Origin of the sequence: Undibacterium sp., from assembly GCF_030683615.1 — a bacterium.
GTDB lineage: Bacteria > Pseudomonadota > Gammaproteobacteria > Burkholderiales > Burkholderiaceae_D > Undibacterium > Undibacterium umbellatum.
In genome coordinates this window covers 256933-271187 of the sequence record NZ_JAUXQE010000037.1, presented here as the reverse complement: position 1 = coordinate 271187, position 14255 = coordinate 256933, and the positions used below count along the sequence as shown (strand labels likewise).

The following is a 14255-nucleotide window of genomic DNA, read 5'->3' as shown; positions in this document are numbered from 1 at the left end:
GGGGATATAACAATACTCAGGAGACCCTCATGCAACAAAGCAATTCCAGACAGATAGAGCAACTGCTGGCGAAATACAGCGAAAGCCATCTTAACCCCACTAATGAACTGATCCATTTTGTCTGTGTACCCGTGATTGTGTTTTCTTTTCTCGGCCTGATCTGGGCTGTGCATCCGCTGGCCGCCCTGGCCGCCACGATATTGTCATTGATCTATTACATGACACTCTCAGTACCTTTTGCCTTTGGCATGCTGGCAATGTCGGGCACCATGTTGTGGATACTCTCACAACTGCCGCAGCACCTGATGTGGCAGATATCCCTGGGTATTTTTGTGATTGCCTGGATAGGCCAGTTCATCGGCCATAAGATAGAAGGCAAGAAACCTTCTTTCTTTGAAGATATACGTTTCCTGCTGATAGGCCCCTTGTTTGTACTGAGCTTCTTATACCGCCGTTTGCATATTGCCTATTGAGATATCAGATGCTGAGTTGCACTGGCTGCGAAGTCTTGGGCAAGTCATTGCTATACAAACGCCAGGTATTGCGACCATGGGCCTTGGCGGCTTTCAGCGCAATATCTGCATGATGCAGGAATAGCCGCTGTTCCTTGGCATGCAAGGGGCAGCAGGCTACCCCTATGCTGGCACTCAGCAAGATTTGCTGGCCGCGCAAAGTCATGGGCTGGTTGATGGCCTGTACCAGTCTTTCAGCCAGATGCTCTACCACTTCCAGACTACCAACATTCGGCATGATGGCCGCAAATTCATCGCCATCGACGCGGCATAAGGTATCGGTGCTGCGCAAGACCCCGCACAGGCGGTTTGCCATGGTCGCCAGGATCAGGTCGCCCGCATCATAGCCAAAGCTTTCGCTGAGGTTCTTGAAATGGTCAAGATCGATGAACATTAGCGCCGCCATTTCATTATTGGCGACGGCATCTTCCAGGCAATTGCTGAGCAGTCTGTGGAAGTAATGGCGGTTGGGCAGCTTGGTCAGACTATCGTGGTTATTCAAAATAGCCAGGCGACTGTCCGCTTCGCGCCTTTCCTTCGCTTCGCTTTGCATATCGTTTTCCCAGGCTTCCATACGGGCCAGCATGAGATTGAAATGCATGTTCAGACTACCCAATTCATGTTCCGGGTCTTGCGGAGCGCGCAGGCTGTAATCTCCCAGGGTTGCCACTTTTTCAGCAATCACGCTTAAATCCATGATGGGTTGCATGGAGCGCAACTGACGGTTCGTCAGCCAGTAAGCTGCCAGCACTGTAATAAAGACAGACAAGAAGCCGGCAATCAGCAAAAACACCAGGATATGCTGGTACAGTGGCCAGGTACTCAGCTGCAGTCGTACCAGACCAATCAGCGTGGTGCCACTCAGCACCGGGCTGTTCGCAGTGAAACTGCCAGGGCCTGAATTCACCGCATGATGCCTGAGCAAAGTAGCGGCTGCTACGCCACTGGTCTTGATCAATTGACCCTGCGGTGTCCAGGCCAGTAGTGGCTGGCCATTCCTGTCATAGACGTTAGCAGTCAGCATGTCGGCGGTATTGGTCGCATTCAGCAGCAGGCTTTGCAATTGCCGCATATCATTGGCGATCATGGCATCCGCAATATTACTGGCCAGGATATCGGCCTTGTACAAGGCTTCTGCGCGCAGGTTTTTTTGTAGCAGGCACGCAGACAAGATCAAGCCCAGGAGCAAAGCTACTAGCAAGGCCCAAGTCATGCCCAGCAAATTTTGGCGGAAAATACGCTTTGCCATAGGCAGCCTGAAATAAGTGTTTTGCATGAGAAATATTGCGAATTGCCCTATAGAAATGACTGTCTGTGCATGAATATCAGCGACTATACCTACCAGCTAGAATGATGTCATAAAAAAAGTGCCAGCACTCTATACTTCTTCTCTAATTGCTGGCTTTATACGCTGCTGTATGCAGAATCCGGCATCTGCGAGTAAACTGCGGCACATCTTCCTGTTAGCTTGAATCCGCGTGTCAGATTTTTCCAACAATCCTGTTTTGCCATTTCCTCTGCCACAGCCGGAGGAATGTTTCGCCTTGCTTGATGATGCGCACGCGCAAGTGGCGCAATCCCGCTATTACTGCGATTTGCAAAAAATACTGGTGTGCAGCAGCGCGCAAGAATGGCCACCACTGTGGCGTGAAGCAGAATTGGCTTTGCAGCAGGGCAGCTTTGCCCTGGCCATGCTGGCTTATGAAACTGGCGCGCAATTGCAGGGCATAGCTGAACATCCGACACCAGCTGTGTCACGCATACTCTTGTTCAGGCAATGCCACGTCCTCGATAGTCAGCAAGTCGCTGCTTTTTTACTGTCGCAGACCAGGCCGGACGAAATTGCCGGGATAGCGGGAATACAAGCTAACGTAGACGCCAGCCAGTTTGAGGAAGGGCTAGCCAGGGTCAGGGAATATATTGCAGCAGGGGATACCTATCAGGTCAATTACACCTATCGCCTGCATTTTGACAGCTATGGCACGCCACTGGCCTTATATAGTCGCTTGCGCCAGCGTCAGCCTGTGCCATACGGCGCCTTAATCTGCCTGCCAGATGGTGAGGCGGTTGTCTCGCTGTCACCAGAATTGTTCGTGCGCCAGCAACAGGGGAAGCTGCTGGCCCGCCCCATGAAGGGGACTGCAGCAGCGACCGGCGATGCAGAGCAAGATAAGCGTCTGGCAACCGAACTTGCCGCCGACAGCAAGAACCGCGCAGAGAATTTGATGATCGTTGATTTGCTGCGCAATGATCTGGGCCGCATCGCCAAGACCGGCACGGTCAGAGTGCCAAAATTATTTGAAGTGAATCGTTTTTCCAGCGTCTTGCAAATGACTTCCACAGTGGAGGCAGATTTGCAGGATGGCCTGAACCTGGAAAAGATACTGACAGCCCTGTTCCCATGTGGTTCGATTACTGGCGCACCGAAACACCGCACCATGCAAATTATCCGTGAACTGGAAGCTGAGCCACGCGGCTTGTACACTGGTGCGATAGGCTGGTTTGATCCACCAGCACAGGTGGGTGCTCTGGGTGATTTTTGCCTGTCTGTTCCAATACGCACTTTGCAGTTGCAAACACCGCTGGATGATGTAGAGCCTGTATTGCGCCGTGGTGTGCTGGGTGTAGGCGCAGGCATCGTCTATGACAGCGTAGCCAGCGAGGAATATGCCGAATGCCATTTGAAGGCGCGCTTTTTGACGGGCCTGCTGCCACAGTTTGAACTGTTTGAAACCATGCATGCAACGCAGGAAGAAGGCTGCCGTCATCAATCCAGACATTTGCAAAGGCTGAAAGCATCGGCGCAGTATTTTGGTTTTGCCTGGGACCATGAGCTGATCAAGTTGAAGTTGCAACAAGTCTGCGACGCCTTGCCCGGGACCATTCCACACAGACTGCGCCTGGCATTAAATCCCAGCGGAGAACTGGATGTGCGTACTGCAGTGTTAAGTCCCTTGCCAGCCAAGCCCAAAGTCATGCTGGCAAGCACCACCAGCGATAGCCGTAATTTGTTCCTGCGCCACAAAAGTAGTTTGCGCCAGCAATATGACCAGGCCTGGCAGGCAGCCGAGCAACAGGGGGCATTTGATATGTTGTTTTTTAACGAAAGAGGGCATTTGACAGAAGGTGGGCGCAGCACAGTCTTGCTGAAGCTGGAAGGCAAATGGCTGACCCCGCCGCTGGACGACGGTGTCTTGCCCGGCATCATGCGGGCGTTACTGCTGGAGGACAGGCGTTACCAGCTGACTGAACACAACCTGACGCTGGCAGATTTGCAGGCAGCAGAGCAAATCATGCTGTGTAATTCCTTGCGCGGTGCTTTTGTTGTTGATTTGATTAATTAGATGCGCGTATAACTTGCTATTTAATCCATAAGGCTGACAATACTTGCCTATCTGAAGTATAAAGTTACATTCCGCTCACAGATTTGAGCTAGGAATTTGATCCAGCTTTAATATTGTGCCTGCACGTAGGAAAGGTTACACTTAAAAAAAATTAACCGACCAAGCGGTCGGCAAATTGCATTTTTATCCATATTGATTGATATTGATTAATATTGCAAATAATCGCAAAACAGGAGACTACCCATGAAGAAACAGTTTTTACTGGCGGCATTGCCAGCCATGTTAGCGCTGGTATTGGCAGGTAATGCCCATGCCCAGATCAAGGTTGGCGTTAGCGTATCAGCCACTGGCCCCGCAGCTTCTTTGGGCATCCCTGAAAAAAATACCTTTGCCTTGTTGCCAAAAGAAATTGCTGGCAAAAAGGTCGAATACATCGTCCTCGATGATGCATCCGATACCACTACTGCGGTTAAAAATGCCCGCAAGCTGACTACCGAAGACAAGGTCGACATCCTCATTGGCTCTACCATCACGCCCAATTCTCTGGCAATGATTGATGTCGCGGCAGAAAGCGAAACGCCGATGATTTCCATGGCGGCTTCATCCGCCATCATTTCGCCTATAGATTCCAAGCGTTACTGGGTCTTCAAGACCCCGCAAAATGATTCGCACATGTCGACGGCGATCACTGGCCACATGAATGACGCTGGCGTCAAGACAGTGGCATTCATCGGCTTTGCTGATGCCTATGGAGAAGGCTGGTTCAAGGAATTCTCCAAGATAGCTGAGTTGCGCAAACTCAAAGTAGTTGCCAATGAACGCTTTGCCCGCAATGATACTTCGGTCACTGGCCAGATCCTTAAAATCCTGGCGACCAATCCTGATGCCGTGTTAATTGCTGGTGCCGGTACGCCAGCAGCCTTGCCGCAAAAGACTCTGAAAGAGCGCGGTTATAAGGGCAAGATTTACCAGACCCATGGCGTCGCCAATAACGACTTCCTGCGTGTTTGTGGCAAGGATTGTGAAGGCACCTGGTTGCCAGCCGGGCCCTTGCTGGTCGCTGAGCAACTACCTGCCGACAATCCGGTCAAAAAATCTGCCATGCGCTATGTCAAGGCCTATGAAAAAGAATATGGCGCAGGCTCTGTCTCCACCTTTGGTGGTCACGCCTGGGATGCCAGCCTCTTGCTGGAATCTGCTGTGAACGTCGCCTTGAAAAAAGCCCAGCCTGGCACCAAGGAATTCCGTGCTGCCTTGCGTGCTGCTCTGGAAAATACCGTCAACCTGCCAGTCTCGCACGGCATCGTCAACATGACGGACACTGACCATCTTGGTCTTGATCAACGCTCTCGCGTCATGGTGCAAATCGTGAACGGCAAATGGAAATTGATCGGTCTGGCCAACTGATGGTTTGATGGATGTATCAAGGGAGCTGCGGCTCCCTTTTTGTTCGGCCCAAAGTCTGGGGGCTGCGCTTGAACTAGTAAGAAGCTGTTCACGATCTTAAGCGTGTGCGCAATGTGAGTCCACGCGGGGATCATGTGCTGGTGCTGCTCAAAGTGCTCATGTACTTCAGTACATTTCGCTTTTTGCGCTGCGTTCTTGCTACCCTTACCCCGCAGACGCTCGCTACAGATCGTAATCAGGTTCTAAGCAAGAAAGTCAGGTTTACATGGATTTTTCAATTGCCGCCATCCTCGCTCAGGATGGTATTACCAGTGGTGCCATCTATGCCTTGCTGGCATTGGCGCTGGTGCTGGTGTTTTCCGTTACACGGATTATTTTCATACCGCAAGGTGAATTCGTTGCCTTTGGCGCGCTCAGCCTGGCGGCGATTCAGTCGGGAAAATTCCCGCACTCGGCCAGCCTGTTACTGGCCTTTGGCCTGCTTTGCATGGGCAAGGAAGTGGTCACCCAGTTACGCAGCAAGCAGCCATTGAATGTCAAGTCGCTGGCTTTATCCGCTGGCAAGCTGCTGCTATTTCCATTGGCAGTCTGGATACTGGCACGCAATGTCGCTGTACAGGAATGGTCATTGTTCGCACAAGTATTACTGGCGCTGGCAATAGTGGTGCCCATGGGCCCCATGATTTATCGACTGGCTTATCAACCTCTGGCAGAAGCCAGTACGCTGGTCTTGCTGATTGTTTCTGTCGGCGTGCACTTTGCCCTGACTGGCATGGGCCTGGTCATGTTTGGAGCCGAGGGTTCACGCACGACAGCTTTCAGTGATGCCCGTTTTGAACTGGGGGCCATGCAAATATCTGGTCAAAGTCTGGTGGTGATTGCAGTCTCGGCTTTGTTGATTGCTGCATTGTATTTCTACTTTGAACGCAGCCTGTCCGGCAAGGCGCTGCGTGCTACCGCCGTCAATCGCCTGGGGGCGCAACTGGTGGGTATAGGTACTATCCAGGCGGGTCGTCTGGCATTTACCTTGGCCGCAGCCATGGGTGCATTGTGTGGGGTACTGATCGCGCCGATGACGACCGTGTATTACGATGGTGGCTTTTTGATCGGCCTGAAAGGTTTTGTCGGTGCCATCGTCGGTGGTCTGGTGTCTTATCCGGTTGCTGCTGCGGGTGCCTTGCTGGTGGGTTTGCTGGAATCGTATTCATCTTACTGGGCCAGTGCTTATAAGGAGGTTATTGTATTTACCTTGATCATTCCAGTATTGCTGTGGCGTTCATTGAGCAGCAAACATACCGATGAGGATGAAGAATAATGAAACAACTCCTCACCAAAGGTATCAAACACGGTAAATGGGTATTGCTTGCGCTGGTGTTGCTGTTTCCATTAGTGCCGGTGCCTGAATTCTGGATCACCCTGGCCAATTACATTGGTCTGTATGCGATAGTTGCACTCGGCCTGGTCTTGCTGACCGGGGTAGGGGGCATGACTTCTTTTGGGCAGGCCGCTTTCGTTGGTCTGGGCGCTTACTCAACTGCTTATCTGAGTACGGCTCTGGGTTATTCTCCCTGGTTGGGTTTGCTGGCGGGTCTGGCGCTGACCATGGCGGCAGCGCTTGCCATTGGCCTGATTACCATGCGCCTGTCAGGGCACTACCTGCCACTGGGTACTATCGCTTGGGGCTTGTCACTGTTTTTCCTGTTCGGCAATCTGGAATTTCTTGGTAAATACGATGGACTGAATGGTATACCGCCGATAGACATTGCAGGCTTTAAACTCGATACTGGACGTAGCATGTTTGGGCTGATCTGGGTCATCTTGCTAGTGTCTATCGTCGCCATACAAAACCTGTTGCAATCGCGCCCAGGCCGCGCCATACGCGCACTCAAGGGTGGTGGCGTCATGGCTGAAGCCATGGGTGTCAATACTGCCCGCATGAAGGTCATCATCTTCGTTATCGCAGCCATGCTGGCGAGTGTCTCTGGCTGGCTCTATGCGCATATGCAACGTGCGGTCAACCCTACACCTTTTGGTTTGAATCAGGGTATCGAATATCTGTTCATGGCCGTGGTCGGTGGTGCAGGCCATGTCTGGGGAGCCTTGCTGGGTTCAGCCTTGCTGACCCTGCTGAAAGATAAACTGCAAAGCATCCTGCCCACACTCTTGGGCGCCAATGGCAATTTTGAAGTCATCGTGTTTGGTGTCTTACTGGTCTTGCTGTTGCAACGTGCCCGTGATGGTGTCTGGCCTTATTTGGCCAACTTTAGCAAGCGCTTGTTTGCCAAATGGCTGCCAGAAGACAAGGGCATACAGGTAGCCGCAGATGCTGCAATATTGCCAGTGCGCGCCAAGCCTGCAGTCGATACCGTCATCCTTGAAATCGACAAGGCACGCAAACAATTCGGTGGCCTGGTTGCCGTCAATGATATGCAGTTCACCGTCAGCGCCGGGCAGATTGTTGGCCTGATAGGCCCGAACGGTGCAGGCAAATCCACCATGTTCAATCTGGTGACTGGCGTCTTGCCACTGACCAGCGGGGCCGTGCGTTTTTATCGCGATGGTAAGTTGCAGGATATCGCCAACCTGCCTTCGCGTGAAATCGTCAAGCTGGGCATAGGCCGCAGCTTCCAGCATGTGCGTTTGCTGGCCAGCATGACGGTACTCGAAAACGTCGCGATCGGTGCGCATCTGCGTACCAAGGGTGGCGATGTGATGGAAGTCATCGCCAGCATTTTGCGGCGCGATGGCAAGGTAGAGAATTCCCTGCTGGCCGAAGCCAAAAGACAGCTGGAGCGGGTAGGCCTGGCGCATCTCATGAATGAAGAAGCGGGCAGCCTGGCACTGGGCCAGCAACGCATACTGGAAATCGCCCGGGCCTTGTGTTGTGACCCCAGCTTGCTGTTGCTGGATGAACCTGCCGCTGGTTTGCGCTTTAAAGAAAAACAGGAGCTGGCCGAACTCTTGCGCAAATTGCGCGCAGAAGGCATGAGCATCTTGCTGGTCGAGCATGACATGGATTTCGTCATGAATTTGACAGATCAACTGGTGGTCATGGAATTTGGTACCAAGATTGCCGAAGGCTTGCCACAAGAAGTACAACAGAATCCGGCTGTGCTGGAAGCTTATCTGGGCGGGATAGATTGATGACGAACACAAATTCTCCAGAAACCACGCCAGCAGTATTGGCAAACACATCGCAGTCTGAACTGGCCTTATTGCAAACCAAAGACCTGCAAGTGTTTTATGGCAAGGTCGAGGCTTTGCAGCCAGCGAATATACGTGTCGGGGCCGGGCAAATCGTGACTGTCATCGGCCCAAATGGTGCTGGCAAATCGACTATGCTCAATGCCATCGCCGGTGCCTTGCCTGCGACGGGCAGCATGCGCGGACAGATATTATTGGCCGACAAAAACCTCGCCAGCATCAGCATAGAAAACCGTGTCGCGCAGGGTATGTCACTGGTGCCAGAAAAGCGCGAACTGTTCGCCAGCATGAAGGTGGAAGACAATCTTTTGCTGGGCAGTTATCGCCGTTACCAGGCTGGTGAAAAAAACTATGCTGACCAGTTGCAAGTCGTGTTTGATCTCTTCCCGCGTTTGAAAGAAAGACGCACCCAGGAAGCAGGTACTTTGTCAGGTGGTGAGCGCCAGATGCTGGCTGTAGGCCGCGCCCTCATGGCCAAGCCGCAATTGCTGATGCTGGATGAACCAAGCCTTGGCCTGGCACCTCTGATCGTCAAGGAAATTTTCCACATCATCCAGCGCCTCAAACAAACCGGGGTTGCCATCTTGCTGGTAGAACAAAATGCCCGCGCTGCCTTGCAGGTGGCCGACTATGCTTATGTGCTGGAAACCGGGCAGATTGCGCTTGAGGGTGATGCCGCAGAACTGGCGAATGACCAGCGTGTGATAGATACTTATCTGGGGCTGGCCAAGAAGAATCACTGATGCCAGCAGAATGAATAAATGAGAGTATTGATTACAGGGTCTACAAGTTGGGAAAGCCAGGCTGCAATACGCCTCGAATTGGCTAAGCTTTCATCTGATACCATCATCGTTACTGGCGATACTCCTGGCATTGATGCCCATGCCAAAGTAGTCGCACTGGAATTTGGTTTTGCGGTCGATCCCATGAAAAAACCAATGCCGACTACCGTGCTTTCCCCGGTGAAGGATGGAAGGGCTTGAATGTCAGGATGTTGGCGACGGGCATAGACTTGGTACTGGCTTTTCATGCAGATTATGGCAAACCTGGTTGCGCCCGAGGTACCCAACATGCCATCACATTGGCTGAGCAGGCACAGATACCAGTCAAGATTTTCACACACTAAGCGCTGCAACAAGTGCGAAGGAAAAACCATGATTTCACACGTATCCATAGGCATACAAGATTTCGACAAGTCTTATGTGTTTTATTCTGCACTGATGAACGAACTGGGCCTGGTCCTGAAATTCAAGGATGCTGACAAACCCTGGGCAGGCTGGATGGCTGCTGACCAGCCACGCCCGCTGTTCGTCATCGGCAAACCCTACAATGGTGAACCAGCACAGCATGGCAATGGCCAGATGGTGGCATTGCTGGCGGCATCACGTGCGACGGTGCAACGTGCTTATGAAACGGCATTGGCAAACGGCGGCACTTGCGATGGCCCGCCGGGTTTGCGCCTGCATTATCATCCGAACTATTACGGCGCATACTTCCGCGACCCTGATGGCAACAAGTTGTGTGTGTGCTGCCATCATTCTGAAGCAGAAGCGAGCACTGAAAGTATCCGATTATCATAAAAGTGTGATTAAATACCCAGCCATGAAAATTGCTGTTGATGTTGCAATTCATTCTTGCATTGCAAGCGCTCCGACCTGGCCGTGAATATCAGAGTCAGACAGCAATCTATACAGTAAAACGCTCAGTTCAAACAAGTGACTTTAAGTACCGATCAAATTCTTGCACTCGCGCCTGACGCCAGTTCAGCAAAAGCTGGCAGTGCACTGGCGACAGCCTCCAAATGGAGTAATCTGGGCAATTCCGACATCGCTGTCTGGGGAGAATGCCAGGGTAGTGGTTCTACCCCTTATCGCGCCCAGATAGATTTGCGTGAGCCCGCATTCAAATGCAGTTGCCCCAGTCGTAAATTTCCCTGTAAGCATGGGCTAGGCCTGTTCTTGCTCTATTCAGGAAAATCAGAATTGTTTGCTGTGACAGCGGCACCGCAATGGAATCTGGACTGGTTGCAAAGCCGGGAAGCTCGCGCCACAAAAAAACAAGAGACAGCAGAAGAGAAGCTGCAAAACCTGACACCGGAAAAACTCGCACAGCAGGCAGAGCAGGCGCAAAAACGTGAAGAAAAGCGCGAGGCCAAAGTCGCCCGTGGTTTGCAAGAATTGCAGACCTGGCTGGAAGATCTCGCCAGGGAAGGTTTTTCCAACTTGCGTAATGTCGGTACAGCCCCGTGGGATGCCATCGCTGCACGTATGGTTGATGCGCAGATGGCACCACTAGCTGGACGTTTGTCACGTGCAGGCAGGCTAGCTTTTCAAACCAGCATCAGCGATTGGGAAGAGCAACTGGCGCGAGAGCTGGCGGCTATTTATCTGCTGATCAAAGCCTATCAAAAGATAGAAAGCCTGACACCGGATTTGCAAGAAGACGTGCGCAGCATGTTGGGCTGGAACCAGAGCCAGGATAGTTTGCTGGCGCAAACCGGACAAGTTGATTGCTGGCAAGTGCTGGCGCAGAAAACCCGGGACGATGAACGTGTGCGTACACGCATCACCTATTTATGCGGTAAGAGAAGCGGACTGTGGGCAGTATTTTTACAGTTTGCCGTTGGAACACAAGGCTTTGACCGGCCCATCGCCGTCGGTAGTGAATTTGAGGGGGAACTGGTGTTTTATCCGGGTGCCGCCCCTTTGCGTGCCCTGATCAAGGAGCAGCGCAATGTCAGCGTCATTGAAAAATATCATTTCCCGGGCACGCAATTTGAAGGTGGCATGCAAAGCTATGCCAGGGCAATTGCTGCCAATCCTTTTCTTGAACGCTTGCCGCTGAGCTTGTCTGGGCTGCGTCTGCAGCCTGATGGTGAGCGCTGGCTTGCCATTTTACCCGGCCAGCAAGCCCTGCACTTACCTGAAAACTTTGCTTATGGATGGCAATTGTTGGCCATCAGTGGCGGCCAGCCCATGACACTGGTGGGGGAATGGGATGGTTATTTTTTTACTCCACTCTCTGTGCAGACAGACCGGCAATTCTTGAGTCTTGAAAGTGATTGTCATCTATGACGATGATGCTTATTGCCAGTGTAAAAAAATCTTTATTGCTGGGTACTTCACGCGCCGGAGCGCAAGCCCAGACTGACTTGCCTGCTGCTTTACAGGACACCGTTTTTGCTGATGCACAAAACCAGACAGGTACACCTGAGTCTGCCTTGTGGGAGCGCATCGCGGCATTGGACTTATGGACGCGTGCGGGAACGCAAGCTTTGGCATTCACAACCAATCATGCTGAGATAGCAGCAGACGAAAATCTCAAGCCTTGTCCACAACAAGCCGAAACAAAATTATTTTTGTTATTGCAGGGTACTTATCCTGAACTGCGCTTTGAATGGCTGACATTGGCAAGGCAGCATGGTTGTCATCTGCCGTACAAGTTTTTACCTGCCATGCTGGATCTGGCGCGCACACAAGTCGTCTTCCGGCCTTATGTCGTTGAGGTAATGGGCGCGCGTGGCAAATGGCTGGCAAGGCAAAACCCAGCCTGGAACTGGCATGCAGATGCTTGTCAGGCTGAGGATGGACTATGGCAAACCGGCACACTTGAGCAAAGGCTGGAAATGTTGCGGCTAAGCCGCAGCAAAGACCCTGAGTTGGGCCGCACCATGTTGCAGGAAGTCTGGAGCACCGAGCCACCGGAACACCGCATACGCTTGATACAGTGTTTGAAAGAAAATTTAAGTCTGGCCGACCAGGAATTCCTGGAACGCGCACTCGATGATAAACGCAAGGAAGTGCGCGCAACTGCGCAAGCCTTGCTATTGACCATGCCTGATTCTCTGCTGGAGCAGCGCATGCGTGCCAGGCTGGATAATCTGCTGAGCATACGGCCAGATATCATTGGTGATACTGAACTGATAGTCAGCCTGCCGCTGGAGCGTGATAAAGCCATGCAGCGCGACGGTATCGGCAGCACCACTTACCACGGCGTAGGTGAAAAAGCTGGCTGGCTGCTGGATATGCTGGCTGCAGTCTCACCCTTATACTGGTCCGAAAAATGGCAGCTAAGTCCAGTGCAATTATTCGCATTGGCAGCAAAGACAGATTATCAGCAAGTCTTGCTCACTGGCTGGGCGACGGCATTGCAAGCTCTGTCTGCCAGGCCAGAAATGCAAAGCAATCTGTTGCCGCAGTTTGAAAACTGGTGTGTGGAATTAAGTCGCCTGAGCATGCAGACTGACAGCAAGCATAGGGCGAATCTGTCGCCCTATGTCTACAAGATCTGGGCTAATGTGCCGCCCACGTTTGTGAATGACTTCTTCATGGAACTGCTGGCACCAAGCCAGACTTCATCCAAATTTTCTGTGTGGACAATACTGGAATTATTTCAGCAGGTGGCAGCACAAAAACAGCAATGGCCTGCCCCTTTGTCGATTGCGATCGTGGCGCATATACGCCACAACCTGAGCCAGCTGACTGCAGAATTCTGGTCGCTGAAACAAGTGCTGAACACCATCGCCCTGGTTATCGACCCTGCGCAAGTGCATGAATATGAACGCGACTGGCCAAGGGCAGATGCCAATTGGGATAAATGGCAAGCAACAATAGACGATTTTCTCGCATTGCTTCGCTTCCGTAGCGAAATGATGCACACTTTTCTGGAGCAGCAATGAGTACTAATGACAGCATACTTCGTCAGCACGCTGAAGAACAATACGCGCATGAACTGGAAGCGCTGGTAGCCGTCGATACCCGCCAGAGGCCGCCACGCTGGAAACTGTCCCCCTGGGCTGTCGCCACCTATCTGCTCGGTGGCACGCTGGACAATGGCGTCGTCATTGCGCCTAAATACATAGGCAATGCCAGAGTCATAGAGATTGCGGTAGCCACGCTGGCGACCGACAGGGCGCTACTGTTGCTCGGTGTGCCGGGTACGGCAAAATCCTGGGTGTCAGAACATTTGTCAGCGGCCATCAGTGGTGACTCTACCCTGATCGTGCAAGGCACCGCAGGTACCAGTGAAGAGACCGTTCGCTATGGCTGGAATTACGCACATCTACTTTCGAAAGGACCATCGATGGATGCTGTGGTACCCAGTCCTATCATGCGTGCCATGCGCGAAGGCAAGATAGGCAGGGTAGAAGAATTGACCCGTATCCCGACTGAAGTACAGGATAGCCTGATCACCATACTCTCAGAAAAATCCTTGCCGATCTCTGAATTGAATGAAGAAGTGCAGGCACAAAAAGGTTTCAATATCATCGCTACCGCTAATGACAGGGACCGTGGTGTCAATGAGTTGTCGAGCGCGCTCAAGCGCCGCTTCAATACCGTGGTCTTGCCCTTGCCACGCACGGCAGATGAAGAAGTCAATATCGTTGCCACCCGTGTTGCCAGCCTTGGCCGTGCACTGGAATTGCCAGGCGAAATTCCTGCCCTGGAAGAGATACGTCGGGTAGTCACCATCTTCCGTGAACTGCGTGATGGTGTCACTGCAGATGGCAAGACCAAGCTCAAAAATTCCAGCGGCAGCTTGAGTGCCGCGGAGGCAATATCCGTAATCGCCAATGGCATGTCACTGGCAGCACATTTTGGTGACGGCACTTTGCGCGGCGCAGATATCGCGGCCAGTATGGTAGGCGCGATAGTCAAAGACCCGGTGCAGGACAAGATCGTCATGCTGGAATATCTGGAAACCGTGGTCAAAGAGCGCGAAGGCTGGAAAGACCTGTATCGTGCCTGCCGCGATGTCATGCATTAAGAAAATGAGTATCAAGAATACG

Annotated in this window: 13 protein-coding genes; 12 read left to right on the top strand and 1 reads right to left on the bottom strand. The window is 52.2% G+C overall.

The features are described from left to right. Positions 1–29 precede the first annotated feature (29 nt). Entirely contained in the window at positions 30–473 is a 444-nt protein-coding gene (locus tag Q8K39_RS20870) for a DUF962 domain-containing protein (RefSeq protein ID WP_186955055.1), read from the top strand. Between the two features lie 4 nt (positions 474–477). Here the strand turns inward: Q8K39_RS20870 and Q8K39_RS20865 are convergent, their stop codons facing one another. Next, positions 478–1788, bottom strand: coding sequence for a sensor domain-containing diguanylate cyclase (locus Q8K39_RS20865; protein ID WP_222616589.1), 1311 nt, complete (start codon positions 1786–1788; stop codon positions 478–480). 202 nt (positions 1789–1990) lie between these two features. On the opposite strand from Q8K39_RS20865, the gene pabB reads away from it, so the two are divergent. From pabB to Q8K39_RS20810, 11 genes are all read left to right on the top strand, one after another. Beyond that, complete coding sequence (gene pabB / locus Q8K39_RS20860; RefSeq protein WP_305263139.1) at positions 1991–3856, top strand: aminodeoxychorismate synthase component I; 1866 nt, start codon at positions 1991–1993, stop codon at positions 3854–3856. A gap of 243 nt (positions 3857–4099) precedes the next feature. Further along, on the top strand, positions 4100–5263 hold the full coding sequence (locus tag Q8K39_RS20855; protein WP_305263138.1) for an ABC transporter substrate-binding protein: 1164 nt from the start codon (positions 4100–4102) through the stop codon (positions 5261–5263). Between the two features lie 265 nt (positions 5264–5528). After that, on the top strand, positions 5529–6578 hold the full coding sequence (locus Q8K39_RS20850; RefSeq protein ID WP_305263137.1) for a branched-chain amino acid ABC transporter permease: 1050 nt from the start codon (positions 5529–5531) through the stop codon (positions 6576–6578). Continuing rightward, positions 6578–8407 carry an ATP-binding cassette domain-containing protein gene (locus Q8K39_RS20845; protein WP_305263136.1) on the top strand — a complete coding sequence of 610 codons (1830 nt, stop codon included), beginning with the start codon at positions 6578–6580 and terminating at the stop codon, positions 8405–8407. The genes Q8K39_RS20850 and Q8K39_RS20845 overlap by 1 nt, the downstream gene beginning before the upstream one ends. After that, positions 8407–9210 carry an ABC transporter ATP-binding protein gene (locus Q8K39_RS20840; protein ID WP_305263135.1) on the top strand — a complete coding sequence of 268 codons (804 nt, stop codon included), beginning with the start codon at positions 8407–8409 and terminating at the stop codon, positions 9208–9210. Before Q8K39_RS20845 ends, Q8K39_RS20840 begins: the two co-directional genes overlap by 1 nt. 18 nt (positions 9211–9228) lie before the next feature. Continuing rightward, positions 9229–9450, top strand: coding sequence for an SLOG family protein (locus Q8K39_RS20835; protein ID WP_305263134.1), 222 nt, complete (start codon positions 9229–9231; stop codon positions 9448–9450). Next, a complete protein-coding gene (locus Q8K39_RS20830) occupies positions 9447–9593 on the top strand; it encodes a hypothetical protein (protein ID WP_305263133.1) in 147 nt (48 codons plus the stop codon). The genes Q8K39_RS20835 and Q8K39_RS20830 overlap by 4 nt, the downstream gene beginning before the upstream one ends. A 28-nt stretch (positions 9594–9621) precedes the next feature. Continuing rightward, positions 9622–10047 (top strand): VOC family protein, encoded by a 426-nt coding sequence (locus tag Q8K39_RS20825; RefSeq protein WP_305263132.1) that lies wholly within the window; start codon positions 9622–9624, stop codon positions 10045–10047. Between the two features lie 135 nt (positions 10048–10182). Then, positions 10183–11541 carry an SWIM zinc finger family protein gene (locus tag Q8K39_RS20820; RefSeq protein ID WP_305263131.1) on the top strand — a complete coding sequence of 453 codons (1359 nt, stop codon included), beginning with the start codon at positions 10183–10185 and terminating at the stop codon, positions 11539–11541. After that, positions 11538–13145, top strand: a complete 1608-nt coding sequence (locus Q8K39_RS20815) for a DUF5691 domain-containing protein (RefSeq protein WP_305263130.1) — start codon at positions 11538–11540, stop codon at positions 13143–13145. Before Q8K39_RS20820 ends, Q8K39_RS20815 begins: the two co-directional genes overlap by 4 nt. Next, positions 13142–14233 (top strand): AAA family ATPase, encoded by a 1092-nt coding sequence (locus tag Q8K39_RS20810; protein ID WP_305263129.1) that lies wholly within the window; start codon positions 13142–13144, stop codon positions 14231–14233. The genes Q8K39_RS20815 and Q8K39_RS20810 overlap by 4 nt, the downstream gene beginning before the upstream one ends. The last annotated feature ends 22 nt before the right edge of the window (positions 14234–14255 follow it).

Bases quoted from the DNA above. Each gene is read 5' to 3' on its own strand.
- Q8K39_RS20870 (WP_186955055.1), top strand. From the start codon at position 30: ATGCAACAAAGCAATTCCAGACAGATAGAGCAACTGCTGGCGAAATAC.
- Q8K39_RS20865 (WP_222616589.1), bottom strand. From the start codon at position 1,788: ATGCAAAACACTTATTTCAGGCTGCCTATGGCAAAGCGTATTTTCCGC.
- Q8K39_RS20855 (WP_305263138.1), top strand. From the start codon at position 4,100: ATGAAGAAACAGTTTTTACTGGCGGCATTGCCAGCCATGTTAGCGCTG.
- Q8K39_RS20850 (WP_305263137.1), top strand. From the start codon at position 5,529: ATGGATTTTTCAATTGCCGCCATCCTCGCTCAGGATGGTATTACCAGT.
- Q8K39_RS20845 (WP_305263136.1), top strand. From the start codon at position 6,578: ATGAAACAACTCCTCACCAAAGGTATCAAACACGGTAAATGGGTATTG.
- Q8K39_RS20840 (WP_305263135.1), top strand. From the start codon at position 8,407: ATGACGAACACAAATTCTCCAGAAACCACGCCAGCAGTATTGGCAAAC.
- Q8K39_RS20835 (WP_305263134.1), top strand. From the start codon at position 9,229: ATGAGAGTATTGATTACAGGGTCTACAAGTTGGGAAAGCCAGGCTGCA.
- Q8K39_RS20825 (WP_305263132.1), top strand. From the start codon at position 9,622: ATGATTTCACACGTATCCATAGGCATACAAGATTTCGACAAGTCTTAT.
- Q8K39_RS20815 (WP_305263130.1), top strand. From the start codon at position 11,538: ATGACGATGATGCTTATTGCCAGTGTAAAAAAATCTTTATTGCTGGGT.
- Q8K39_RS20810 (WP_305263129.1), top strand. From the start codon at position 13,142: ATGAGTACTAATGACAGCATACTTCGTCAGCACGCTGAAGAACAATAC.